The organism is Streptomyces sp. NPDC001100, from assembly GCF_053598575.1.
The window spans coordinates 12,597-34,594 of sequence record NZ_JBSFKO010000039.1 but is presented as its reverse complement, the minus strand read 5'-3'; the positions used below and the strand labels follow the sequence as shown (position 1 = coordinate 34,594).

Below are 21,998 nucleotides of genomic sequence, written 5' to 3'. Positions count from 1 at the left end.
GTCGGTCTCCCACGGCCCCCGCACCGACGCCGGCGGCCACATCGGCCCACTCCCCCGTCCTGGCCGGAGGGAAGTGGTCTCGTCGGGCACCGCCCCACCCGAGCGCACGGCGCGCCGGCAAGCCGGTCGATCTTGGATTCGTAGCCGACTTGAACTTGGGTCTACTCTCGGACGGGCCGGATGGTGATCGGCACCGGGCATGAAGGAAAGGGAGTGGCGATGGCGAGGGCACGGATCGTGGATCCGGAGGAAGGGCCCAGGTCGAAGCGCGGCGCGATCCTCGTGGCGGCTGTGGAGCGGTTCGGGGAGGACGGCTACGAGAACACCAAGTGGTCGGAGGTGGCCGACCGGGTCGGCATCGGACAGACCGCCCTCTACCACTACTTCGAGTCCAAGGCCCACTGCCTGCTCACCATCATGCGGCTGGAGCTCCAGCGCTCCCACGACCAGTTCGTCGAGGCCACGAAGGACGAGACGGACCCGGTGGAGGAGGTGCGCGCGGCGGTGCGGTCCGCCTTCGCGGTCACCGAGCAGGAGATCCGCCAGATGCGCATCCTGCAGGCCAACATGTCCCTGCTCGCCACCCCGCGGAAGTCCAAGCGCGAGGAGACCGAGCGCGTCGCGGCCCGCCAACTGGTCCAGATGGTCGAGCGGGACTGGACGAGTCTGCTGATGCGCGGCATGTCGAAGGGCGCGTTCCCGCTCCGGGACGCCCACACCCTCGGCCTCGCCCTCCTCGGCATGATCGTGAGTGTCTGGCGCTGGTACCGCCCGAGCGGCGCGATCCCCCTGTCGGAGATCAGCGAGATGATCGAGGGATGTGTGGTGCGGATGGTCGCCGAATAACCCTCCTCCGCCCCTTGCCCGGGGCGGGGAAGCAGGCCTACAGTCAAACTGAACTGAACTCAGGTTGTTTCTTGGGATCCGACCCTCTGGTGTGGGACGCACGGGGGTCGGACCTATGGCACCGAGGGAGAGCGAACCGCGATGGTGCTTCGTGAATACATGGCCAGAATGGACGGCCAGGACCCGGAAAAGGCCCTCGAACTCCTGGAACCCGACTTCCGGTTCCTGATCGCCCTGCCTGGCGGCGGGCGGACCGGTACGTCCCGTGCGGACTTCGCCGACTACATCACCGGACGGAACGCGGTGGACCGTAGGCACGAGATCGTGCGGTACTCGGTCGACGGTGACGTCGAGACGGCCTACGGCTTCGTCGTCGACGAAGGGGTGACGAGCGGGGCCTTCCTGTCCGCCGTACAGGTGTCGCCGGCCGGGCTGATGGCGCGCTACCAGTCGTTCTTCACGCCCGACTTCGACCTCGTGGACCGGCCGTGAGCGCGCCGGCCACGTCCGCCGCCCCGTTCCTGACCACGTGGTTCGGGATCCTGGACAGCGACGACGCCGACCGGATCCTCGACCTGATCAGCGACGACTTCTCCTTCTCCATCCTGTTCTCCACCGGCGGCGACGCCGGCACCGACTTCCACGGCGGCCGGGCCGAGATGGAGGGCTATCTAGCCCAACGCGAGGTGGGCGTCCGTACGCATCACCTGCTCACCGGGTCCGTCGTCGGCCGGGACGAGCTGTACCTCGGCGAGGTGCGCAGGTCGGGCGAGCCGGAGGCGACCTTCGTGGCCTCCGCCCGGCTGGACGACCAGGGCAGGGTGCGGCGCCTGCTGATCGGGCGCTCGCCCGCGGTCCTGTTCACCTGAGGAGACACACGATGTACACCCTCGTCCTGCTGGCCGCCCGGCCGCCCGAGTGGACCCATGAACGGTTCATCGACTGGTGGCGCGGCGAACACGCCGAACTCACCCGGCTGTTGCCCGGACTCAGGTCCTGGCGGCACACCGACCTCGACGCGGCCCTCGAACCGCGCTCGGAGGGTTGGGACGGCCTCTCCGTCCTGGGCTTCGACTCCCCCGAGGACCTGCGCACGGCACTGGCAAGCCCGGAGTGGGCGGCGGCCGTCGCCCAGGTCGGCGACATGCGCGGCCGCCGCATCGCCGTCATGGGCGGCGAGGCGGAGCTGTACACCGACCCGGCACAGCGGACCGAGCACACCGGGGCGTGACGCCGGGCCGACCCGGAGCGCCCCACTTCGCAACGAGGCGAGGAAGCGGATGCGACAGACAGTGCGGGAGTTCCACGACCGCTCCGAACAGGGCGACTTCACAGCCGTCGTCGATGACCACGGGCCGCACGGCGCGCGTGAACTCCTGCGCCGGGCGACCGAGTTGGCCGAAGTGATGACCCCGAACGGCACGCCCGGTGGCACGGTGCTCCTCCAGGCCGACAACTCCTGGCGCACCGTCGCGGCGACCCTCGCCGTGGGACTGACCGGCGGTGTCCTGGCCCTGGTCAACCGGCATACGACCCGGGCCGAGTTCACCGGTGCGGTGGCGGACATCCGCCCGGACGTCCTGATCGCCGAACCGTCCGCGATCGAGGAGTGGGGCGGTGCCGCGGTCCTGCCGGACGCCGTGACCGCCGAAGCCCTCGACGGGTGGACGGTCCGCGCGGGACGGGGTCCGCGCGACGTCTCCCGCTGGTCCGGCGGCACACTGATCGGCCTCACCTCCGGCTCCACCGGCCGCCCCAAGGGCGTCGTCCAGTCCGAGAGCGCCCTGCGGTACGCGTGCTCCTGCACGATCGACGTCAACGGCCTGCGCGCCGGGGACGCGGTGGCCGCCGTGGTCCCGCTCTCCTCGACCGCCGCCTACTGCTTCGGCGTCGGCCTCGCGCTCATGCTCGGCGGACCGCTCGTACTGTCCGGTCGCTGGGACCGCGAGGAGGTGCTCGCGCGGATGGCCGCCCATGACGTCCGGTGGACCATGTGCGTACCCACCATGGCCCTCCAGTTGGGCTCCACCGCGGCCGGTTCCCAGGTCCTGGACGGGGTCCGTTCGATCACCGTCGGCGGCGGCCCCATGGACCGCGGGGCCCTCGCCCGTGCCGAACGCTCCCTGGGGACACGGATCCTGCGCGTCTTCGGCATGTCGGAGTGTCTCGGGCACACCTCGCCCCGGCCCGACGACCCCGAGGAGATCCGCCTCGGCCGCGACGGACGGCCCTTTCCCGGCACCGACCTCAGGGCCGTCGCCCCGGACGGCACCCCTCTCGGGCCCGGGCAGACCGGCCGGGGCCAGGTCCGCGGCCCGTCCCTCTTCCTCGGCTACGCCCGGGACGGCAAGGTCGAGCCGCCGGCCCTCACCCCGGACGGCTTCTTCCCCACCGGCGACCTGGTGGTCACCGACGAGGACGGCACGGTCACCGTCATGGGCCGGGAGAAGGACGTCATCATCCGCGGCGGACTCAACCTCGACATCACCGAGATCGAACGCGCCGTGGCCGCCCATCCGGCGGTGGCCCGCGCCTGCGTCACCCCCGTACCGGACCCGCTCCTCGGCGAACGCGCCGCCGTGCTCGTCGTGATGGAGGACGGCCACGCCGAGCTCGGCCTCGACGAGATCACCGCACACCTGGCCCGCACCGGCCTGTCCAAGGCCAAGTGGCCCGAATTCGCCTTCACCGTCGGCGAGTTGCCCCAGACCACCGTGGGCAAGCTCGACCGGTCGGGCGCCCGCAGGCTCGCCCACGACCTGCACACGGAGCTCGCCGCGCACCCCGAACCGCATCCTCAAGGAGATGAGTGACCACGCCCACGACCCGAACTCCCCGTTTCGACCGCGGCCGTTGGGCACAGGCGGGACCCGAGACCGTACGGCCCGGGGTCCACCGCATACCCCTCCCCCTCCCGGACGACGGACTGCGGGCGGTCAACGTCTACGCGCTGGAAGGGCTGACGGAGGGCCTGGTCCTGATCGACGGAGGCTGGTCGATTCCCGAGTCCCGCAAGGCACTTGAGGACGCCCTGGCCGAACTCGGCCACGATCTCGGCGAGATCGACCACATCCTGGTCACCCACATCCACCGCGACCACTACACCCAGGCCGTCGAACTGCGCAGACTGCTGGGTTCCCGCGTGCACCTCGGCACCGGCGAGCGGCGTGGACTGGAGTTGCTGGGCGAGCTGCGCACGGACCGGCCGGTCGGCTCACTGGAGACACTGCGCCGCGCCGGGGCACACGAACTCGCCGAGCGGGTCGAGGCCATGTACGGCGACGACTTCGACCACACCGTCTGGGAAGCGCCGGACCGCTGGCTGCACGCGGAGGAACTCCGGTTCGGGGACGTGCGGTTGACGGTGATCCCGACTCCGGGCCATACGCGGGGGCATGTGGTCTACCTCGACCGGGCGCGGGGGCTGCTGTTCTCCGGGGACCACGTCCTGCCGCACATCACCCCGTCCATCGGCTTCGAACTCGGCAGCCCCGCGCTGCCGTTGGGCGACTACCTCGACTCACTCCACCTGATGACCACGCTCGGCGACGCCCGACTGCTGCCCGCGCACGGCCCGGTGGGCGACAGCGTCCACGCCCGGGTCGGTGAGTTGCTGGCCCACCACGACGACCGGCTCGCCGAGGCGCTGACGGCCCTCGGCGACCGCACCCGCACCGCGCACGAGGTGGCGGGAGACCTCGACTGGACCCGGCGCAAGGTGCCCTTCGCCGATCTCGGCGCCTTCGACCAGATGCTCGCCGTCAACGAGACGGCGGCGCACCTGGACGTGCTGGCGGACCGCGGACACGCCCGGCGCATACAGTCCGACGAGATCAACCGCTATACGGCGACGCTTGGTTAGGGCCGCTCACCGCGCCGTCCAGCCCCCGTCGACGTACAGCTCGGACCCGGTCATGAAGCTCGCGTCGTCGGAGGCGAGGAAGGCCACCGCGGCCGCCACCTCCTCGGGCGTGCCCAGCCGGCCTAGCGGTGTCCCCTCCACCATGGCGCTCAACCGGGACGTATCGCGCCACAGTTCGCGGGAGCGGGGCGTCTCGATGAAGCCGGGATGAAGTGAGTTCACCCGCACGCCGCGCTTCGCCCAGTGCAGCGCGGCGTTCTTCGTCATCAGGCGTACGGCGCCCTTGGCCGCGTGGTACGAGAACTGCGCGCCGAAGCCACCGACCGTGCCGAAGATCGACGCGACGTTGACGATCGAGCCCCCGCCAGAGCGTTCGATGGACGGGCCGCCGTGCTTCATGCCGAGCCAGACACCGGTCTGGGTCACACCGAGCACCCACTCCCAGGAGTCCATGGTCTCGGTCTCCACCGTGTGCATCGTGGCGATCCCGGCGTTGTTGACCAGCACGTTCAGCTCGCCCAGCGCGGCGGTCGCCGCACTGACGACTTCGCTCCACGCCGACTCGTCCGAGACATCCAGGGCCATCCCGAGGGCGCCGCCCCCGACCTCCTCTGCGAGCTTCTCGCAACGATCGGCGTCGAGGTCGGTCACCACGACCGCCGCACCCTCGGCCGCGAGCCTGCGCACGACGGCATCGCCGATGCCTCCCGTGGCACCGGTCACCAGGGCCGTCTTCCCGGCCAGTCTCGGCTGCATCGGCTCTCCCAACTCTCTGCCGTTACGTCAAATCCCTTACAGCGGAACTCAGTTCCGTACGCCGAGCCACGCGACGGCGCCGCCGTCGATCACATAGGACGATCCCGTGATGAAGGCGGCGTCGTCGGAGGCGAGGAAGCACGCCAGCTTGGCGACCTCCTCCGGACGTCCGAAGCGCTTCACCAACTGCGGTGCGGTCAACTCCCGTTCCATGGCGTCACGGTCCTTCGCAGCGGCGAAGTAGTCCTGGGCGAGCGGCGTGTCGATGACGCCGGGACAGAAGCAGTTGCAGCGCACCGGGGCCAGGTCCACCGCGGTGACCTTGGTCAGATGGATGACACCGGCCTTGGTGACGCCATAGGCCGGGGCGTTGGGGAAGCCGGTGAGCCCTGAGACGGAGGCGGTGTTGACGATGGCGGGCCCGCGCCGCGAGCGGCGCAGATACGGTGCGGCGAACTTGGTCGCCAGCCACACCGCCTTGAGGTTGACCTCGTAGACCGCCTCCCAGACCTCCTCGGGGAGCGCGTCGACGCCACGGTCCGGTGCACCGGTGAACGCGGTCTCGATCACGCCTGCGTTGTTGACCAGGACATCGAGTCCACCGAAACGCTCCGCCGTACGCGTGACCATACCGGCGATGTCGTCCCGCACCCGCAGATCGCAGACGATCACCTCCGCTCGCGCCCCGGCGGCGCACACGAGGTCGGCGGTCTCGGCAGCGGTCTCCTCGGTCCGGTCGGCGACGGCCACCGCAGCGGCGCCCTGCCGGGCCATCTCCACGGCGATCGCCCTGCCGATCCCCTGCCCCGAGCCGGTGACAAGGACGGTCCTGCCGTCCAGGGAACTCATCATGAGCCTGCTTCCAGCACGCATCGCGGAACCTGAACTGACTTCACTTCTTTTGAGTCTAGATCTACAAAGGGTGGGCTACAAGGCTCGCGGCGAGCCCGCCTCTCGCCGTCGCTCCGCGACAGGCATCCGTCCCCCACAGTCGGCAGGCTCGGCCACGACCAGGGCTCGTACTGTCACGGACCGAAGAGACCGTTGTCGCTGCCAAGTTGCGAGAAACACTCAGCAGAGACTCTGCCGCGGCCAAGATGCCGACGAGGAGAGGCAGTCCGTTCGCGTCCGACAGGACCTGCATCTTGAAACCCGGCTTGCCACTGTCCACGAGGCTCGGACCTGTGCGTTCGCCCCCCATTGTCCAATGGGGGGCGACGAAGCCGGTGGATCGCTACCCGTTACCCGGCCCCAGAGGTCTTGAAAAAGAGCGCGGCCTCCGGCTTTACGTCCCGTTCGTGGTGGTAGCGGTCAGTGTCGGGAAGTCGTAAGAACACCGCCGGGACCTGATCCCTTGGACAAGAGCCGACCCCCGGTCCCGCCGAACGTCACCCTTGCAGTGGCTGCTTGACAGCTCCCTCCACCGAACTGGGACGGTCCAGTCACATGAAGAGTCACTCCGGCAAAGGGCTCAACCGCCCGCTCATACGCGAGTCGTCCACCTCTCCCGGCTGCGTCAACCGGATACCGAAAGCGTTCTCAACGAGCGACAGGACGCCATAGAGAGGGGGTCGAACGTGTCGCCGGAGCCGAAGGTCCCGCGGGTGCTCGGCACCAGCACCTGGAAGCCTCGTTCTGCCGGCGGCCTGGCCATCTGCGAGGCGGTCGCGCGGGTACGGCCGTAGGGGACACGGATCAGGGCGGTGGGCAGACCGGTGCTGCCGGTCCTCGGGTACCAGTGGTCCGCGACACACCCTGGAGGACTACCGAGTACTCGCGAAACAACGTCCACTGCTCGCCGCGAGCCTCGTCATCCATCTGCTGGGGCTCGTCGGCACCCCGCCGTCGTCAGTTACTAGCTCTTTTCCTCGCGGCTTCAACGGAACGGGCGGCAGCTCCGGAGCGGGCAGCGGGGCGCCTTCGCATCCCTTGACCTCACCGAACCGTGTGCCTTCCATCCAATCCCGACGGGCCTGTACGATCTCTTCCTCGGACCGTCCGATCCAGTTCCAGAATAACAACACCCCGGCGACCGGCCCGCGAACCCTCGGACTCGCGGCTGCCTGCGGGCAGACGTCATCGGCGAGCCAGGCGGTCAGCCGTTCCTCGTCCGCGCGGGTCACGCGGCGGAACCCGAGGGCCTCGCGGATCTGCGTACGGTGCCCCTTCGCCGAGCGGGACCACAGGTCGTACTTCGCCAAGTCCTCCGCCGACACTTTGACGACGTCGACCACGTAGTCGACCGCGGTCTGCGGGAACTCCTCCACGAACTGGGGGGAACCGGCCTTCCAGTTCGAAGACCTTCAGCATCAGCACGAAGCCGAGCCGGGTCGGGCCCGGCATTTTCGCCACCAGGTCCCAGTCACTGTCCACCGGCTTCCATCACGCCACCACCTCCTCGGAGGACCACTCCCGACGCATGAACGCTCCCCCTCCACGAACTACCAGTTCGGCCTGACGACGGGGCCGACCACGAAGCAACGGGGCGCGCACAAGGGGGCAACGGCTACTTTGCACCGTGGGTCAGAGACAGGAGACCTGGGCCATGTCAAAGCCCACTTCGCGAACTGGGCGACCGCGTACTGCGCGCGGGACGGCAGCCCGGTCAGAGAGGCGAAGCGTGGCCGACACCAGCAACACCCGCCCTGCCGACGGCGAAGCGCGGACTCCGCGACGGAGCCAGCTGCTCCGCGTGGTGCGCCTCCTCCCCCTGATCGCTCCCGTCCTGCTGTGGGCCGTGCCCTGCGGGGTGCTCCGGGCCCGCCGTACCGGGTCTTCTCACCCTGCTCGTGCTCGACCAACTCCGCCGTCATCCACTGTCGACGGCAACACGTCCACTCTGAACCCGGTGAACCCGGCTTCGTTCAAGGCCGTAATCCAGACCTGTTCCTCAGTCCGCCGGTCCGCCGACCGGGATGCCGAGTCGGTCGGCGACGGTCGTCAGGGCCGTTCCCAGCGGCAGCGCGACGCGGGTGCGGGCGTGCGGGTCGCCCCGGGTGGGGTCCCGGTTGACGATCAGCACCGGCTTGTCCTCCTGCGACGCCTGACGGACGAACCGCAGCCCGGACATCACCGTCAGCGACGAGCCCAGAACCAGCAGCGCGGTCGCCTCGCGGACCAGCTGTCGGCAGTGCTCGACACGCTGCACCGGAACGGACTCACCGAAGAACACCACGTCCGGTTTGAGGACACCCCCGCAGTCTGCGCACGGCACGACGCGGAAGTCCCCCACCTGCGCGTCGGTGAGGTCCGCGTCACCGTCCGGATTGATCCCCGCGGCGACCGGGGCGAAGCGCGGGTTCTCGGCCTCCAGGCGCCGGGCGAGTTCGCGGCGCGGGCTGATGGCACGGCAGGAGAGGCACACGACCCGGTCCAGGCTGCCGTGGAGCTCCACGACCCCCTCGCTGCCGGCGGCCTGGTGCAGGCCGTCGACGTTCTGGGTGATCACGCCCGAGACGCGGGCGTCCCGGGCGAAGGCGGCCACCGCCAGATGTCCCGCGTTGGGGCGGGCCCGCCCGAAGGCACGCCAGCCGAGGTGGCTGCGCGCCCAGTACCGTCTCCGCGCCTGCGCGCTCGCGGTGAAGTCCTGGTAGGTCATCGGGGTGTGCCGGCTCAGGCTCCCGCCCTCGCCCCGGTAGTCGGGGATGCCCGACTCCGTCGAGAGGCCCGCCCCGCTGAGCACCAGCACACCGCCGGTGCTCAGCGCGTCGACGACCGGTTCCAGGTCGGCGGTGCCCGGCAGCAGGTCCACCGCCGTGGAGTTCCAGCTCAGGGTGGGGCGCATGCGCATGCCGCAAGGGTACGGAATCAGCGGTGGCCCCCGGCGAGCATGGACGGCTGCCGGAGAACGGTCCTCCGTCCCGCCGCGGGCAAACCGGCGCCCGGCGCACCGGGCAGGCTCGTGGGCGCGCGGACACCCGCCGCGGTGAGCGCGAGCGCCGTTGCGGGCCGACCGGCCGCGGAAAGCATGCCTCCCCACGTGCAGTACTGCAGTACTGCACGTGGGGAGGCATGTGATGTCCAGCGAGTTCCAGCGGACCAAGCTCCAGGCCATGTTCGTGGCGTTCGACGCGGACGGCAACGGCTACCTCAGCCGTCCTGAGTTCGCCGCACTGTGGACCCAGTTTTGGACCAGCGACGACCCTGCCGAACCCGGCAACCTCATGTGCGGCTCGATCGGCACCGGGTGAGGCACCGACAACGACCGTTCAGAGCCGGCCGCGTTAGACCGCCGGCCAGGCCATCCACGTACGGGTCGTGCCCCCCGACGAGGATCGCTATCCGCTGGATGTGACGCTGGATGTTCGCCGACTGAGCCCCGTCCGACCGGCGATGGCCTTGTCCGCGATGCCCGCCACCGTGAAGAAGAGGGTGGGTGCCGTCAGGTCCGCCGTCACAGCCCGGTCGTCGTGGGCGGCTTGCCGCGGCCCGGACCGTCCCGCGCTGCCCTCCGCCGGGCCGGTGGGCTGGCATTGCCGACGGGGGACGTAATTACGTCCACTCCGAAGCGGTCCCCGCCCTCCGGGGAATCCGATGGAATCCGGTGATCAGATCGCACGCCCACGTCGCGGGGCCCTGAGGATCTCCCGTGTGCCGTGGCGCTCCCCGCCGATAGGGTGGACGGTGATCGACGGAGACGGGCTGGGTGAGGGCGGCGGACGGTGTGGGCGGTGCCGAGGAGAGCGGGAGCACGGGCACCGGACGCCCGACGTCACGGGACGTCGCCCGGCTCGCCGGCGTGTCACACACCGCGGTGTCCTTCGTGTTCAACGGACGGGCCGAGGGCAACCTCTCCCCCGCCACGCAGGAACGCATCCGGCAGGCAGCGACCCGGTTGGGGTACCGACCCAACCCGGTGGCCCGCGGTCTGCGCAGTCGCCGTACGGCCGTGATCGGGCTGGTCACCGATGAGATCGCGTCCTCGCCGTTCGCCGGCCGGCTGCTGCGCGGCGCCATGGAGACCGCCTGGGACAGCGACCATCTCGTTCTCACCGTCGACTCCGGCGGTGACCCGGTCAAGGAGGACGCGGCCGTCGCGGAACTGCTCGACCGCCGCGTGGACGGCATCATCTACGCGGCCATGTCACTGCGTCGGGTCCGCGTCCCCGAGGGCCTGCACCACACCCACTCCGTGCTGGCCAACTGCCTGCCCGAGGACGACTCCCTGCCCGCCGTGGTCCCGGCCGAGCGCGCCGGTGGCCGTACCGCGGCCCGGCTGCTGCTCGCCGCGGGCCACCGGCGGCTCGCGGTGATCGGCGGTCTGGACGACATCGCCTCGGTGGAACGTACCCGCGGCTTCCGCGACGCGCTGCGCGCCGAGGGCGTCACCCTGCCCAAGGAGTCGATCGTGCGCGGCGGCGGGGAGATCTCCGCGGGATACGCGGGCGCACTACGGCTGCTCGACGGCGTCGAACCGGACCGTCGCCCCACCGGCGTCCTGTGCTACAACGACCGGGTCGCGGCGGGTGTCCTGCACGCCGCGACCCGGCTCGGAATCGACGTGCCCGCCGATCTCTCCGTGGTCGGTTACGACGACCAGGAGCACATGGCCGCGTTCCTCACCCCGCCGCTCACCTCGGTCGCGCTGCCGCACCGGGCGATGGGCGAGGCGGCGGCCCGCCTACTCCTGGACGCCATCGAGGCCGGCCGTACGCCGCCGGCGACCGTCCGACGCCTGCCCTGCCCTGTGGTCAGCCGCGATTCCGTGGGTCCGGCGCCCAGTCGGTGACCTGGGCACTCGGCCCGTACGTGACCTGCCTCGTGGTCAGCCACGCCTGCATGGGTTCGGCGCCCTCTCGGTGTCACGGGTGCCTGGCCTGCCCAGTGGTCAGCCGGACCTCCGTGGGTCCGGCGCCCAGTCGGTGACCTGGGCACCCGACCCTCGCGTGGCCTACCCCGTGGTCACCCGCGCCTCCCTGGGTCCGGCACCCGACCCGACCCGACCCGGCCCGGCCCGGCCCGGCCCGGCCCGGCCCACGGTCACCCGCGCCTCCCTGAGTCCGGCGCCCACCCAGTCACCCGCGCACCCGACCCGTCGACGACCAACTCGGCGATGTCGCCGGGGCGCCGGTAGACGCGCTCGGTGACCATCGCTCGTTCCTCGACGAAGAGTTCGAGGAGCGAGCCGTCGACGAGCAGCCGGAGCGTCAGTACCGGATCCTTCGGCACGTGCACGGTGATCGGGGCGGAGCCTTCCCTGCCGGTCCGGGGCCAGGCGCTGCGGTCGAGGACGACGGTCCCTAAGGCGGGGTCCGCCCGGATGGTCAACTCCCGCCCCGCCGCGTCCCGGAGCAAGCTCACCGTGGTCGGTTCGCATGCGGTGACCGTCAAGTCGTACGCCTGTGGAAGTGGGGCCCGGCCCGGCTCGGTGACGAACGGCTCGGCCGGGTGCAGCAGTTCGAGTTCCGGGGCCGGGGTCACCCGTAGTGAACCGTCGGGGTGGACGTCGACCACCCGAGGCGCCGTGAGTACGCCCGCCCAGCCGGCCCGATCCGTCTCCTCCTGCTCGCGGGCCTCCCACGACCAGCCCCACAGCAGCGCGCGGTCCGGCTCCTGGAGCACGGCGGGGGCATAGAAGTCCCGCCCCTGGTCGAGTCGGCCGCCGGTGTGCGGTACGAACCTCAACGCGCCCTGGCCGTCCGGCTCCAGACGGCCCGTCAGGTAGCCGGTGGAGCAAGGGTCTCCGTCCCACAAAGACACCAGGAGTACGTGGTCGCCGCCCGCTGTCCGGTACAGGTGCGGGCACTCCCAGCCCACCGACTTGTCGCCGAACACCCCAGCCGCCACCGGGTCGTTGCCGTCCAGCAGCACTCCGGCGAACCGCCAGTCGGCCAGGTCGTCGCAGTCGTAGAGCAGGACCGATGGTGTGCCGTCGGCGTGCCCGGCCCCGACGAGGGCCCAGCGCCTGTCCACGTAGTGGAAGACGAACGGGTCGCGGAACATCACGACGTCCAGTCCCGGCGGCGGGCCTGCCACCACCGGCGTCGGCAGCGGCTTCCACTCGGTCAGTAGCTCGTCGTCCGGGTCGGCCGCCCGCGCCAGGCAGATGGTGCCGAGTCCGGTGTGGGCATGGTCAACTCCCGTGTATACGGCGGTCGGTGTGCCGTTGTCGTCGGTCACGGAGCCCGACCAGCAGCCGGCCTCGTCGGGGCCGCCGGGTGTCGGGGTGAGCGCGATCGGGTGGTGCTCCCAGTGAGCGAGGTCGGTGCTGGAGGCGTGACCCCAGTGGACGTTCGCGTGTACTGGTGCGTCGGGGTTGTACTGGTAGAAGAGGTGGTAGCGGTCTCGCCAACGGAACGGCCCATTGGGGTCGTTGATCCAGCCGGCGGGCGGACGGACCCTGAAACGCGGTGCGTTGGGGTCATGGCTCAACGGTTGACTCCTGCCGAGGTGATGCCCTCGCGCAGAGGGCGCTGACCGACGACGAACACGGCGAGGGCGGGAAGCATCGAGAGCACGACCCCGGCCAGGACAACCGAGATCGATCCGGTGCCGAGGTTTCCCTGGAGGGAGACCAGACCCAGCGGAAGCGTGTAGTTCTGGCTGGAGGTCTCCAGGATCAGCGGGCGGAAGAACTCGTTCCAGTGGTAGTTGAAGGCCAGTACGCCGACGATCGCCAGGCCGGGCGCGGCCAGCGGCGCGTACACCGAGCGGAAGATCCGCCAGGGGCCCGCGCCGTCCAGCATGGCCGCCTCGCCCAGGTCCTTGGGCATACCGAGGAAGTACTGGCGCATCAGGAACGTGCCGAAGGCCGTCGGGAAGGCCGGGATGATCAGGCCGAGGAGGGTGTCGGTGAGGCCCATCGACTTCAGCACCAGGAACACCGGCACGATGGTGACCTGCAACGGCACCATCATGGTCGCCAGGACCAGGCCGAAGAGTGGCTTCTTGAAACGGAACTCCATGCGCGCGAAGGCGTATCCGGCCAGGCCCGCCGTGATCATCTGGCCGACGGCGATCAGTGCCGTCACCAGCGTGGAGTTCAGGGCGAGCAGCCACACGTCGATCTGATCGAAGACCCCGCGGTAGGCGGCGGCGGTCGGGTGGGTCGGGATGATCTGCGGGGGCAGGTCGAAGGACTGGGCCGGGGTGCGCAGCGAGGTGGCGACGGTCCAGATGACCGGGCCCAGCGTCAGCAGGGCGCACACGGTCAGTACGGCGATCCGGGTCCAGGGGGCGAGTGAGTGACGTGCGCGGCTCAGGGCCGGCGTCGCTTTCAGGGTCGGGGTTGCTTGGCTCATGGTGCTCATGCGGCTCACCGGCTCACTGGTAGTGGACGAAACGCCGGCTGAGCCGGAACTGGACGGCGGTGACCGCCATGATCAGCGCGAAGAGCAGCACGCCCACCGCGGATGCCTCGCCGAAGTCGAGCTGCTCGAAGGCCCTCTCGTAGATCACCATCACCACGGTGCGGGTGGCGTCGCCGGGGCCGCCGTCGGTGAGGACGTAGGGCTGTTCGAAGACCTGGAGGGCGTTGATGATGCCGACCACCGACGCGACGAGCAGCGTCGGCGACAGCAGCGGCAGCGTGATGCCGATGTGCTTGCGCAGGCCGGTCGCGCCGTCGAGGGCGGCGGCCTCGTAGATCTCCTTGGGGATGTTGTTCAGACCGCCGACGAACAGCAGGAACGAGAAGCCGAACTGCTGCCAGACGTAGACCAGGATCACCGTGGCCATCGCCGCGTGCTCCGAGGTCAGCCAGGGCACGGGCGCGATGCCGACCAGGCCGATCAGCCAGTTCACCACCCCGAAGTCCTGGTTGAACAGGTACTTCATGACCACCGAGATCGAGGCGGCGGACAGTACCAGCGGGAAGAAGAACGCCGAACGGAACAGCGACCGCAGCCACCCCGGCATCCGCGCGTTCAGCGTGAGCGCCAGCGACAGTGCGATCAGCAGTTGCAGCGCTACCGCGAGGACCATGAAGAGGAGCGTGTTGCGGAAGGAGACCAGGACGGTCGAATCTGTGAACGTAGTGCGGTAGTTGGCGGCGCCGGCGAAACGGGGCGGGTCGATCACGTTCCAGTGGAACAGGCTCAGCACCATGGACCCGATGATCGGCACGACCGTGAAGACGACGATGCCGACGACCGTGGGCGCCAGGAACAGCGCGGCCAGCAGCCGGGTGCCGCGGTCGCGGACGGACTGCCGTACGGCGACGGCGGGTGGCGGCGGCGTGGCGGGCCGCGAGCGTACGGCCGGGACCTGGTCGTTCGGGAATTGGTCGTTCGGGACCTGATTGTCCGGGACCTGAGTGTTCGTCATACCTCACGCTCCATGGCCCGCTCCAGGTCGCCCTGCATCCGGCGCAGCGCGGGACCCACCGCACGCGGCGAGGCCAGCGCGGTGCCGGTGTACTTGAGCAGGACGTCGGTCACCTCGGCGACCTGCGGCGGCGCGGGGATCGGGCCGGTGTCGGGAAACCGGTCGAGGGTGCCGTAGAAGACCTGCCAGTGGGCCGGGCCGCTCTCGGCGTAGCGGGCGGCGTTCAGCATCGAACGGCGGGCCGGGGTCGTCTGGTTGCTCTGGAACAGCATGGTCATGGTGTCCTTGCGGGCGGCGTACTTGATGAACTCCCAGGCGGCTTCCTGCTTCTTGGAGGTGCGCAGCAGCGCGTAGCCCGCCGCGCCGAACTGGTGGCGCTGGGTGCGCCAGCGCGGGAAGTACTGCACGTCGTAGTCGGTGGCCCGCATGCCGGCCTGCTGCAGGCCGCCCGCCCAGAAGCCGCCCGCCGGTGTGACGCCGACGCGGCCGGTGGAGAACACGCCGACCAGGTTGCTGCCGTTGCCACCCTCGGGCCGGGTGCACAGGTCCTCCTGGACGAGGGAGGCGAGATAGTCGTACGCCTCCTCGACCCGGTCGGCGGTGGCCTGCGGGGTCGTCCAGCGGAAGCCTCCGCCGCGCCCCTGGCGGTCGGCGGCGGGGTAGAAGGTGTCCCACAGCCAGGAGCCGCCGGGCGCCTTCGACTCCTTCAGCAGGTTCGTGCCGTTCGCGAAGAGCCAGGGCACCACGCCGCCCCACAGCCGGTTGGTCCAGAAGTACGGCGTGAAGTGCGAGCCGCCGGTGCGTTTCATCTCCCGCAGCAGCGCGGTGAAGTCGTCGCGGCTCCAGTCGGCCGCCGGGGAACCCGCGCCTGCCCGCTTCAGTACCTGCTTGTTGAGGTAGATGTCGGCGGCGTTGAACTCCATCGGGAGTTGGTAGAGGTTCCCCTCGTACATCATCGACTCCACCAGCGAGGGGTGGACGTCGGCGAAGTACTCACGCAGCTCCGCCGCGTCCCGCCGCACCCAACGGTCCAGGGGCACGCCGAGCTTCCGGGCAAACAACTGCACGCCCTCGGTGGCCACATACACCAGGTCGGGGGCGGTGCCGGCGGCGATCTGGGTGAGGATCTTCGCGAAGAAGTCCGACCAGTCGACGGCCTGCACCGCGTTCACCCGCAGTGGGATGTCGGGGTGGAGCCGATGGAAGCCCTTGGTGAGGGCGTCGATGGTGGCCGGGTCGAAGGCGGCGCCGAGGGTGGCGACCACGAGGGAGCCGTCGTCACGGCCGGGGATGTCGGCTCCCGTGAGCCGGTCCCAGCTCGCGGCGGTCCCGGCCAGGGCGGCTGCTCCGGCCGCGTACGCGCCGTATCGCAGCAGCGTGCGGCGAGCGAGGTGCGAGTCAGTCATCAACAGGCCTAACTCGTGTTAGTTTAGGAGTGATGCCCAGATGATGGGAACCGGGCGGCGGGCCTGTCAAGGGTCGGGAACGCTTGACCTTTAACGAGTTAGGCCTCTTGGGCCTTTATCGAGTTAGGTCTACAGTCCTCGTTCGCAGGAGCCGATTTTCCACGCCCTCTGCGTCGTGAGCCGCCACGAGAGGAACGATGCGTCATGCCCGGAACATCGGGGCTGTCCAGGAGATCACTGTTCGCGGGATCGGTCGCGGGCACCGCCGCCGCGCTGCTGTCAGCCGGAACGGCCACGGCCGAGAGCAAAGCCAAGTCCGTTGCGACCGGCGCGAGTTACCGTGCCGCGTACCACTTCACGGTCCCCGACCAGTGGAAGAACGATCCGCAGCGGCCCGTCTGGATCGACGGCGAGTACCGCTACTACTACCTCTACAACGCCGACTACTTCACCGGTGTCGTCGGCACCGCGTGGCGCCTGGCCACCACCAAGGACCTGGTCTCCTTCACCGACCGCGGGGTCGCCGCGCCCAAGGACACCACGCCCAACGGCGATCTCTGGTCGGGTTCGGCGGTGGTCGACACCGGCGACACGGCCGGATTCGGCGCGGGCGCGGTCGTCGTCATCGTCACCATGTCCCCCGGCGACGGCACCGACGACCAGGCGCAGTTCCTGTACTACTCGACCGACGGCGGTCTCACCTTCACCAACTACGGGACCAACCCCGTCCTGCCCAACCCCGGCGTCGCCGACTTCCGCGACCCCAAGGTGATCCGCGACGAGGACCGGGACCGCTGGGTGATGGCCCTCGCCGAGAACGACAAGATCGGCTTCTACCACTCCGACGACCTCAAGTCCTGGACGTACGTGGACGGTTTCGTCCACGACGGCATCGGCGTCCTGGAGTGCCCCGACCTGTTCCGCATCACCGCCGGCGACGGCACCGTGAAATGGGTGCTCGGCGCGAGCGCGAACGGGAAGGGCTCGGGGCTGCCCAACACGTACGCCTACTGGACGGGTTCCTTCGACGGCAGCGCGTTCACCGCCGACGCGAGTGACCCGCAGTGGCTCGACCACGGCTGGGACTGGTACGCCGCCGTCACCTTCGATAAGCGGGACGCGAGCGGCGCGGTGGACGCGGCCGCCCGGTACGCGATCGGCTGGGTGAACAACTGGGACTACGCCGACACCACCCCCACCATCGACTGCGACGGCTTCAACGGCACCGACTCCGTCGTCCGCGAGATCACACTGAAGAAGGCGTCCGACAGCACGTACTACCTGGCCTCCCGGCCCGTCGCCGGCCTCGACTCGTACGTCTCCCGCACGGTGAACCTGGGTGATGTGACCGTCAACGGCACCAAGGTGCTCGATTACACCGGTATCTCCTACGAGGTGACGACCGAGATCACCTGGTCCCAACTCACCGGCGCCGGGCTTCAGTTGAGGCGCTCACCCAATGGCGGCCGACACATCGACGCCGGGATCTACGCCGACTACGCCTTCCTCAACCGGCGCAACACCGTGAACGCCGACACGTCCGGCAAGTGGCAGGAGAGCCACACCCCGTTCGACCCGTCCGCCGGCACGGTGAGGCTGCGCATCATGGTGGACCGCACGTCGGTGGAGATGTTCGTCGACGACGGCCGCTACGTGCACACCAGCCAGGTGTTCCCGTACCTGCTGGACACCCGGCTCGCGCTGTTCACGATCGGCGGCGGGGCAGTGTTCCGCAACACGGTGATACGCGAGTTCTCGGTGTGAGGCCGGTCGGGGGCTCGGGGACCCATGGAGGCCCGCCGCCTCACTCCTGACTCCGGCGCGGGCCCCGGTCGCCGGTCGCCGGTGCGGCGGTGCGGCGGTGCGGCGGTGCGGCGGTGCGGGCGTCGTCAGGCGGGGGTCTCGGCGGTGACGGTCAGGACCGCGCGGGCGAGAATGTGGCTGGTCATACTCCCGGAAGGTCGGCTACGAACACCCCAATACTCTGCGGGTGTTGCTGCGCGAACGCACCGGCAAGACCACGTCGGCTCTGCGCGGCAGGTAATGCCCGCCCGGGGCACGTCTACAGACAGGTACGGGTGAGCCAATCGTCGGAACTGTAGGTGTCCCTGGCGGGGTCCGGCACGGTGGCGGGCTGTGTCTCCACCAGTTGCTGCGGGGGAACGCGCTGCGGAAGCCGGCCGAACCAGGGACGTCGCCCGGTGCCGGCGGCACCCGGGAGGTCTGTCTTTTCAGCTGTCATGTCATCCTCCAGATGGGCGATCAGATGCGCGAACAGTCGAAGCGCCGTTTCGGGTGGGCGGCCTGTCAGAGTCGGTCGGCGTCGAGGACGGCTCGGGCGAAGGCCTCGGGTGCTTCCTGCGGCACGTTGTGGCCGATTCCCTTGAGCGTCCGGTGGTCGTAGGGGCCGGTGAATCTGGCCCGGTACGCCGTGCCGTCCCCGGCCGGCGTGAAGGGATCCAGTTCCCCGTCGAGAGTGACGGTCGGCACCGCGATGTCGGGCGCTGCCGCGAGACGTGCCTCGATGCGGTCGTAGCGGGGGTCGCCCTGGGCGAGGCCCAGTCGCCAGCGGTAGTTGTGGATCACGATGGGGACGTAGTCCTCGTTGTCGAATGCCGCCGCCGTACGGTCGAAGGTCGCGTCGTCGAAGTCCCACGACGGGGAGACGTTGTGCCAGACGAGCTTCGCGAAGTCGTGCCGGTACTTCTCGAAGCCCTGCGCACCGCGTTCGGTGGCGAAGTAGTACTGGTACCACCACGCCCGCTCGGCCGCGGGCGGCAGCGGCTGCTTGTTCTTCTCCCGGTCGGTGATCAGGTAACCGGTCACGGAGACCAGGGCCTTGCACCGCTTCGGCCACATGGCGGCGATGATGTCGGCGGTCCGCGAGCCCCAGTCGAAGCCTCCGAACACGGCCTTCCTGATCCTCAGGGCGTCCATCAGGGCGATGATGTCGTGGGCGATCACCGACTGCTGCGCGTTGCGGAAGGTGGTCGGCGAGAGGAACGTCGTGGTGCCGTGTCCGCGCAGGTAGGGAACGACGACCCGGTAGCCCTGTGCCGCCAGCAGTGGGGCGACGTCCACGTAGCTGTGGATGTCGTACGGCCATCCGTGCAGGAGGATGACAGCCGGTCCGTCGGCCGGACCGGCCTCGGCGTAGCCGACGGTGAGTTCGCCGGCCCTGACCTGCTTCAGCACCGGGAAGGACCCGGCGCCCGTGCCCGGCGCCGGCCCTGTCGCAGCCCGTTCGGCGCCCGGCCCGGGCGGCGAGGACGCTGCGGCCGCGGAGCCGCTCAGGCCGATCAGCGATGCCGCGGCCGTGCCCGCCGCGCCCGCGCCGACGACCTTGCCGAAGGTACGCCTGTCGATCATCTGTGCACCGTTCCGTCCGTGTCGGCCGGTCGGGCGCTTCCGCCCGGTCGGGGTCTCTCACGAGTCATCCTGGTGCTCCGCAGCCCAGGGGGCCTCAGTGTCTGTCCGCAGTCGTCCTTCGGGTTTCCCGCACATGCCGCTCGGCCGCCCGACGCCTCGGAGTTCACCCGATCGCTCCCCCAGCCCCTGGGGCCCGGGCCGGCCCGCCGCACCCAGTACCTTTGCTCCCATGGATGGCGACCGCGCTGAGCAGGAGATACCGGCCGTGGCACGTCTCGGCGTGGTGATCGCCGACGATCACCCGGTGGTCCGTGCGGGCATGCGCGCGCTGTTGTCCCGGGACGAGTCCTTCGAGATCGTCGCGGAGAGTTCGACGGTCCCGGAGACCGTGCGGGTCGTGGCGGAAGAACAGCCGTCCGTGCTGATCCTGGACCTCACCATGGCGGGCCGGTCCAGCCTGCCGTCGATCCCCGACCTGCTCGCGGCGTCACCCGACACACGCATTCTGATCCTCACGATGCAGGAGGATCCCGCGTTCGCCCGCGCGGCCCTGCGGATCGGAGCGGCCGGATATCTGCTCAAGGAGGCGGCGGCGGAGGAACTGGTCGGCGCGGCCCGCCAGGTCGCCCAGGGGGGCACCTATCTGCAGCCCGCCATGGGCGCCCGACTCGCCGTCGCGGGAGCCGGAGATCCCCGTGCCGATGGGGACGCCACTCTGACTGCCCGCGAACTTCAAGTCCTGTCCCTGCTCGCCCTGGGCCACACCAACCAGGAAGTCGCACAACGCCTCTTCGTCTCCGTCCGGACGGTGGAGACCCACCGCGCCAGGGTTCGGGACAAGCTCGGCACCGAGACACGGGCGGAGCTCATCGCCGCCGCCCGCGAGCGCGGGCTGCTGGGATGACCGGCACGCTGCGCGCAAAGGCCGGCCCGATCATGGAGGCCGCCGGTGCCGGGCTGCTGGTCGTCGCCTTCGCGGTCGAGGTCCTCCAGCAGCAGCCTCGCTGGGTGATGCGCTTCTCGCTCGGCGCTGCCGTCGTCCTCATCGTCGCGGCGGCGCTGAGCAACGCCGTGCGGAGGGCATGGCTGGCGGCGCTGTGCGGGCTCGCGCTCATACTCTCCGTGTCGCAACTGGTTCGTATGACCGAGCAGCCGCTCTTCAACGGCCTGAACATCGTGCCCCTGCTGCTGATCGGCTGTGCCTTCATGCTGGGCCGCAGCGCGGTGGCACGCCGTCGGAGTCTCGCCCGGGAGCGGGCGCAGGCCCGCAGCGACGGCGAGGAACGTGAACGGCGACGCTGGGCCCGTGAGTTGCACGACGAGACCCTTCAGGAACTGGTCGCCGTTCAGCTCGTGCTGTCCGCCGCCGCGGGCACCGGCCGGCTCGATGCCATGGACGAGGCCATCGGCCAGGCGCGGAGTCTGATCGCGAACCAGATCACCTCCTTGCGGCACCTGATCGTGGAGATGCGGCCTTTCGCCCTCGACCAGCTCGGACTCGCGCCCGCTCTTGAGACGCTGTGCCGGCGCACCGAGGACACCTTCGGGCTGGACGTCGAGCTGCGCGTCGGAACGGAGTGGCACGGGGTGGAGGCCGAACTGCCGCCGGAGGCCCAGGCCCACGTCTATCGCATCGTGCAGGAAGCGGTGAACAACGCGGTCAAGCACGCTCAGGCAGACCGGCTTCTCGTGGAACTAGACAGCGACGACCAGGCGTTCAGCGTGGCGGTCCGGGACAACGGCCGCGGGATGGACCAGCGGCCCTCCGCCTCGGTCGACCGATCCTCGCTCCCCACGGTGGTCTCCACGGGCACCGGGCTGTCGGCCATGCGTGAACGCGCCCACCTGTTGAACGGGCACCTCGATGTCGGCTCCGCCCCGGGCGCGGGAACCCGCGTCACGCTCCTGTTGCCTCGCCGGGCGAAGCGGCGTTCCAGCCCATAGGCATGCCCTGCCCCTCCAGAACGTCGGCTACGACAACAGCCTCATCGGCACCCAAGGCTGCCGCCCGTCGATGTCACACATGCGAGGCACCGGTTCGTCGTCCAGGAGATCGGCATCCCGCAACAGGATGCCTTGGACGCTGTCCCCACAGAACCGGAGAAAACGTGTTCGCCGCCTACCTCACGGTCACCCTCCTCGCCGCGGTGTTCAACGGTGCCGCCGCCGTCACCTACCTGATCGGCCACGAATACCCCAAGACCCAGGCGGACATGAAGGGCATACCCCGGAAGTGGGTACCGGTGCTGGGCATGCTGCTGGCAGCGGGCACCGTGGGACTGCTGGCCGGGCTCGCCGTGCCGCTCCTGGGAACCCTCGCCGCTTCCGGGCTCGTGCTGTACTTCATCGGCGCGATCGTCGCCCACCTGCGGGTGGGCTCCCGCAACATCGTCGGCGGGATCGTGTTCCTCGCCACCGCGGCGGCTGCCCTGACTCTGGGCCTGCTCCACCACGGCGCCTGACAGCTGCCGGCACGTCACACCGATCCCACCGTC

The 21,998-nt window shown here is 70.0% G+C and carries 22 protein-coding genes and 4 pseudogenes; 13 read left to right on the top strand and 13 right to left on the bottom strand.

The features are described from left to right. Window positions 1–219 precede the first annotated feature (219 nt). From ACWDEW_RS39280 to ACWDEW_RS39255, 6 genes are all read left to right on the top strand, one after another. On the top strand, window positions 220–846 hold the full coding sequence (locus ACWDEW_RS39280; protein WP_450519650.1) for a TetR/AcrR family transcriptional regulator: 627 nt from the start codon (window positions 220–222) through the stop codon (window positions 844–846). A 141-nt stretch (window positions 847–987) separates the two neighbouring features. Beyond that, window positions 988–1,338 carry a nuclear transport factor 2 family protein gene (locus ACWDEW_RS39275; RefSeq protein ID WP_450519648.1) on the top strand — a complete coding sequence of 117 codons (351 nt, stop codon included), beginning with the start codon at window positions 988–990 and terminating at the stop codon, window positions 1,336–1,338. Then, window positions 1,335–1,715: a nuclear transport factor 2 family protein gene (locus ACWDEW_RS39270; protein ID WP_450519646.1), complete on the top strand. Its 381-nt coding sequence runs from the start codon at window positions 1,335–1,337 to the stop codon at window positions 1,713–1,715. The genes ACWDEW_RS39275 and ACWDEW_RS39270 overlap by 4 nt, the downstream gene beginning before the upstream one ends. A gap of 11 nt (window positions 1,716–1,726) precedes the next feature. Beyond that, window positions 1,727–2,077: an EthD family reductase gene (locus tag ACWDEW_RS39265; RefSeq protein WP_450519644.1), complete on the top strand. Its 351-nt coding sequence runs from the start codon at window positions 1,727–1,729 to the stop codon at window positions 2,075–2,077. Window positions 2,078–2,126: 49 nt separating this feature from the next. Next, window positions 2,127–3,659: a class I adenylate-forming enzyme family protein gene (locus ACWDEW_RS39260; RefSeq protein WP_450519642.1), complete on the top strand. Its 1,533-nt coding sequence runs from the start codon at window positions 2,127–2,129 to the stop codon at window positions 3,657–3,659. Beyond that, window positions 3,656–4,708, top strand: coding sequence for an MBL fold metallo-hydrolase (locus ACWDEW_RS39255; RefSeq protein ID WP_450519640.1), 1,053 nt, complete (start codon window positions 3,656–3,658; stop codon window positions 4,706–4,708). Before ACWDEW_RS39260 ends, ACWDEW_RS39255 begins: the two co-directional genes overlap by 4 nt. 6 nt (window positions 4,709–4,714) lie before the next feature. Here the strand turns inward: ACWDEW_RS39255 and ACWDEW_RS39250 are convergent, their stop codons facing one another. The 6 genes and pseudogenes from ACWDEW_RS39250 to ACWDEW_RS39225 all read right to left on the bottom strand — a co-directional run. Next, window positions 4,715–5,464 carry an SDR family NAD(P)-dependent oxidoreductase gene (locus ACWDEW_RS39250; protein WP_450519638.1) on the bottom strand — a complete coding sequence of 250 codons (750 nt, stop codon included), beginning with the start codon at window positions 5,462–5,464 and terminating at the stop codon, window positions 4,715–4,717. A gap of 48 nt (window positions 5,465–5,512) precedes the next feature. After that, window positions 5,513–6,316: an SDR family NAD(P)-dependent oxidoreductase gene (locus tag ACWDEW_RS39245; protein ID WP_450519636.1), complete on the bottom strand. Its 804-nt coding sequence runs from the start codon at window positions 6,314–6,316 to the stop codon at window positions 5,513–5,515. Window positions 6,317–6,554: 238 nt separating this feature from the next. Beyond that, window positions 6,555–6,662: pseudogene (locus ACWDEW_RS39240) on the bottom strand (IS5/IS1182 family transposase); the annotation flags it as partial. Window positions 6,663–6,980: 318 nt separating this feature from the next. Then, the gene (locus ACWDEW_RS39235) at window positions 6,981–7,256 is read right to left on the bottom strand and encodes a CocE/NonD family hydrolase (protein ID WP_450519635.1); all 276 of its coding nucleotides are present in this window, start codon (window positions 7,254–7,256) and stop codon (window positions 6,981–6,983) included. Between the two features lie 70 nt (window positions 7,257–7,326). Continuing rightward, window positions 7,327–7,488 (bottom strand): annotated as a pseudogene (locus ACWDEW_RS39230) (pirin family protein); the annotation flags it as partial. Between the two features lie 111 nt (window positions 7,489–7,599). Then, window positions 7,600–7,680, bottom strand: a pseudogene (locus ACWDEW_RS39225) (hypothetical protein); the annotation flags it as partial. A 404-nt stretch (window positions 7,681–8,084) separates the two neighbouring features. Here ACWDEW_RS39225 and ACWDEW_RS39220 point away from each other — a divergent pair. Continuing rightward, window positions 8,085–8,219 (top strand): annotated as a pseudogene (locus tag ACWDEW_RS39220) (metallophosphoesterase); the annotation flags it as partial. A 135-nt stretch (window positions 8,220–8,354) separates the two neighbouring features. Here the strand turns inward: ACWDEW_RS39220 and ACWDEW_RS39215 are convergent. Beyond that, window positions 8,355–9,254, bottom strand: a complete 900-nt coding sequence (locus tag ACWDEW_RS39215) for an NAD-dependent protein deacetylase (protein WP_450519633.1) — start codon at window positions 9,252–9,254, stop codon at window positions 8,355–8,357. 226 nt (window positions 9,255–9,480) lie between these two features. On the opposite strand from ACWDEW_RS39215, the gene ACWDEW_RS39210 reads away from it, so the two are divergent. Continuing rightward, window positions 9,481–9,654: a hypothetical protein gene (locus tag ACWDEW_RS39210; RefSeq protein WP_450519632.1), complete on the top strand. Its 174-nt coding sequence runs from the start codon at window positions 9,481–9,483 to the stop codon at window positions 9,652–9,654. Window positions 9,655–10,127: 473 nt separating this feature from the next. Next, window positions 10,128–11,192 carry a LacI family DNA-binding transcriptional regulator gene (locus ACWDEW_RS39205; RefSeq protein WP_450519746.1) on the top strand — a complete coding sequence of 355 codons (1,065 nt, stop codon included), beginning with the start codon at window positions 10,128–10,130 and terminating at the stop codon, window positions 11,190–11,192. A gap of 251 nt (window positions 11,193–11,443) precedes the next feature. On the opposite strand, the gene ACWDEW_RS39200 is transcribed toward ACWDEW_RS39205, so the two are convergent. From ACWDEW_RS39200 to ACWDEW_RS39185, 4 genes are read right to left on the bottom strand one after another with little or no spacing between them, the layout of a single operon-like run. Next, window positions 11,444–12,835: a glycoside hydrolase family 32 protein gene (locus tag ACWDEW_RS39200; RefSeq protein WP_450519630.1), complete on the bottom strand. Its 1,392-nt coding sequence runs from the start codon at window positions 12,833–12,835 to the stop codon at window positions 11,444–11,446. Next, window positions 12,832–13,704 carry a carbohydrate ABC transporter permease gene (locus ACWDEW_RS39195; protein ID WP_450519744.1) on the bottom strand — a complete coding sequence of 291 codons (873 nt, stop codon included), beginning with the start codon at window positions 13,702–13,704 and terminating at the stop codon, window positions 12,832–12,834. Before ACWDEW_RS39195 ends, ACWDEW_RS39200 begins: the two co-directional genes overlap by 4 nt. Window positions 13,705–13,726: 22 nt before the next feature. Further along, window positions 13,727–14,728: a carbohydrate ABC transporter permease gene (locus tag ACWDEW_RS39190; protein ID WP_450519628.1), complete on the bottom strand. Its 1,002-nt coding sequence runs from the start codon at window positions 14,726–14,728 to the stop codon at window positions 13,727–13,729. Further along, a complete protein-coding gene (locus ACWDEW_RS39185) occupies window positions 14,725–16,134 on the bottom strand; it encodes an extracellular solute-binding protein (protein ID WP_450519626.1) in 1,410 nt (469 codons plus the stop codon). Before ACWDEW_RS39185 ends, ACWDEW_RS39190 begins: the two co-directional genes overlap by 4 nt. Before the next feature lie 204 nt (window positions 16,135–16,338). Between ACWDEW_RS39185 and ACWDEW_RS39180 the strand changes: the two genes are divergently transcribed. Further along, a complete protein-coding gene (locus ACWDEW_RS39180; RefSeq protein ID WP_450519624.1) occupies window positions 16,339–17,898 on the top strand; it encodes a glycoside hydrolase family 32 protein in 1,560 nt (519 codons plus the stop codon). Window positions 17,899–18,196: 298 nt separating this feature from the next. On the opposite strand, the gene ACWDEW_RS39175 is transcribed toward ACWDEW_RS39180, so the two are convergent. Next, complete coding sequence (locus ACWDEW_RS39175; protein WP_450519622.1) at window positions 18,197–18,376, bottom strand: hypothetical protein; 180 nt, start codon at window positions 18,374–18,376, stop codon at window positions 18,197–18,199. Window positions 18,377–18,441: 65 nt separating this feature from the next. Further along, window positions 18,442–19,503 (bottom strand): alpha/beta fold hydrolase, encoded by a 1,062-nt coding sequence (locus ACWDEW_RS39170; RefSeq protein WP_450519620.1) that lies wholly within the window; start codon window positions 19,501–19,503, stop codon window positions 18,442–18,444. Window positions 19,504–19,732: 229 nt separating this feature from the next. Here ACWDEW_RS39170 and ACWDEW_RS39165 point away from each other — a divergent pair, with 229 nt between their 5' ends. The 3 genes from ACWDEW_RS39165 to ACWDEW_RS39155 all read left to right on the top strand — a co-directional run bounded on the left by ACWDEW_RS39165 (window position 19,733) and on the right by ACWDEW_RS39155 (window position 21,965). Beyond that, the gene (locus ACWDEW_RS39165) at window positions 19,733–20,407 is read left to right on the top strand and encodes a response regulator (RefSeq protein WP_450519618.1); all 675 of its coding nucleotides are present in this window, start codon (window positions 19,733–19,735) and stop codon (window positions 20,405–20,407) included. After that, window positions 20,404–21,447 (top strand): sensor histidine kinase, encoded by a 1,044-nt coding sequence (locus ACWDEW_RS39160; protein WP_450519616.1) that lies wholly within the window; start codon window positions 20,404–20,406, stop codon window positions 21,445–21,447. The genes ACWDEW_RS39165 and ACWDEW_RS39160 overlap by 4 nt, the downstream gene beginning before the upstream one ends. 164 nt (window positions 21,448–21,611) lie before the next feature. Then, complete coding sequence (locus ACWDEW_RS39155; RefSeq protein WP_450519614.1) at window positions 21,612–21,965, top strand: DoxX family protein; 354 nt, start codon at window positions 21,612–21,614, stop codon at window positions 21,963–21,965. Window positions 21,966–21,998: the final 33 nt, after the last annotated feature.

Excerpts from the sequence above, each read along its gene's own strand:
- ACWDEW_RS39280 (WP_450519650.1), top strand. The coding sequence starts at position 220 with ATGGCGAGGGCACGGATCGTGGATCCGGAGGAAGGGCCCAGGTCGAAG.
- ACWDEW_RS39275 (WP_450519648.1), top strand. The coding sequence starts at position 988 with ATGGTGCTTCGTGAATACATGGCCAGAATGGACGGCCAGGACCCGGAA.
- ACWDEW_RS39265 (WP_450519644.1), top strand. The coding sequence starts at position 1,727 with ATGTACACCCTCGTCCTGCTGGCCGCCCGGCCGCCCGAGTGGACCCAT.
- ACWDEW_RS39260 (WP_450519642.1), top strand. The coding sequence starts at position 2,127 with ATGCGACAGACAGTGCGGGAGTTCCACGACCGCTCCGAACAGGGCGAC.
- ACWDEW_RS39250 (WP_450519638.1), bottom strand. The coding sequence starts at position 5,464 with ATGCAGCCGAGACTGGCCGGGAAGACGGCCCTGGTGACCGGTGCCACG.
- ACWDEW_RS39245 (WP_450519636.1), bottom strand. The coding sequence starts at position 6,316 with ATGATGAGTTCCCTGGACGGCAGGACCGTCCTTGTCACCGGCTCGGGG.
- ACWDEW_RS39215 (WP_450519633.1), bottom strand. The coding sequence starts at position 9,254 with ATGCGCATGCGCCCCACCCTGAGCTGGAACTCCACGGCGGTGGACCTG.
- ACWDEW_RS39210 (WP_450519632.1), top strand. The coding sequence starts at position 9,481 with ATGTCCAGCGAGTTCCAGCGGACCAAGCTCCAGGCCATGTTCGTGGCG.
- ACWDEW_RS39195 (WP_450519744.1), bottom strand. The coding sequence starts at position 13,704 with ATGAGCCAAGCAACCCCGACCCTGAAAGCGACGCCGGCCCTGAGCCGC.
- ACWDEW_RS39190 (WP_450519628.1), bottom strand. The coding sequence starts at position 14,728 with ATGACGAACACTCAGGTCCCGGACAATCAGGTCCCGAACGACCAATTC.
- ACWDEW_RS39185 (WP_450519626.1), bottom strand. The coding sequence starts at position 16,134 with ATGACTGACTCGCACCTCGCTCGCCGCACGCTGCTGCGATACGGCGCG.
- ACWDEW_RS39180 (WP_450519624.1), top strand. The coding sequence starts at position 16,339 with ATGCCCGGAACATCGGGGCTGTCCAGGAGATCACTGTTCGCGGGATCG.
- ACWDEW_RS39175 (WP_450519622.1), bottom strand. The coding sequence starts at position 18,376 with ATGACAGCTGAAAAGACAGACCTCCCGGGTGCCGCCGGCACCGGGCGA.
- ACWDEW_RS39170 (WP_450519620.1), bottom strand. The coding sequence starts at position 19,503 with ATGATCGACAGGCGTACCTTCGGCAAGGTCGTCGGCGCGGGCGCGGCG.
- ACWDEW_RS39165 (WP_450519618.1), top strand. The coding sequence starts at position 19,733 with ATGGATGGCGACCGCGCTGAGCAGGAGATACCGGCCGTGGCACGTCTC.
- ACWDEW_RS39160 (WP_450519616.1), top strand. The coding sequence starts at position 20,404 with ATGACCGGCACGCTGCGCGCAAAGGCCGGCCCGATCATGGAGGCCGCC.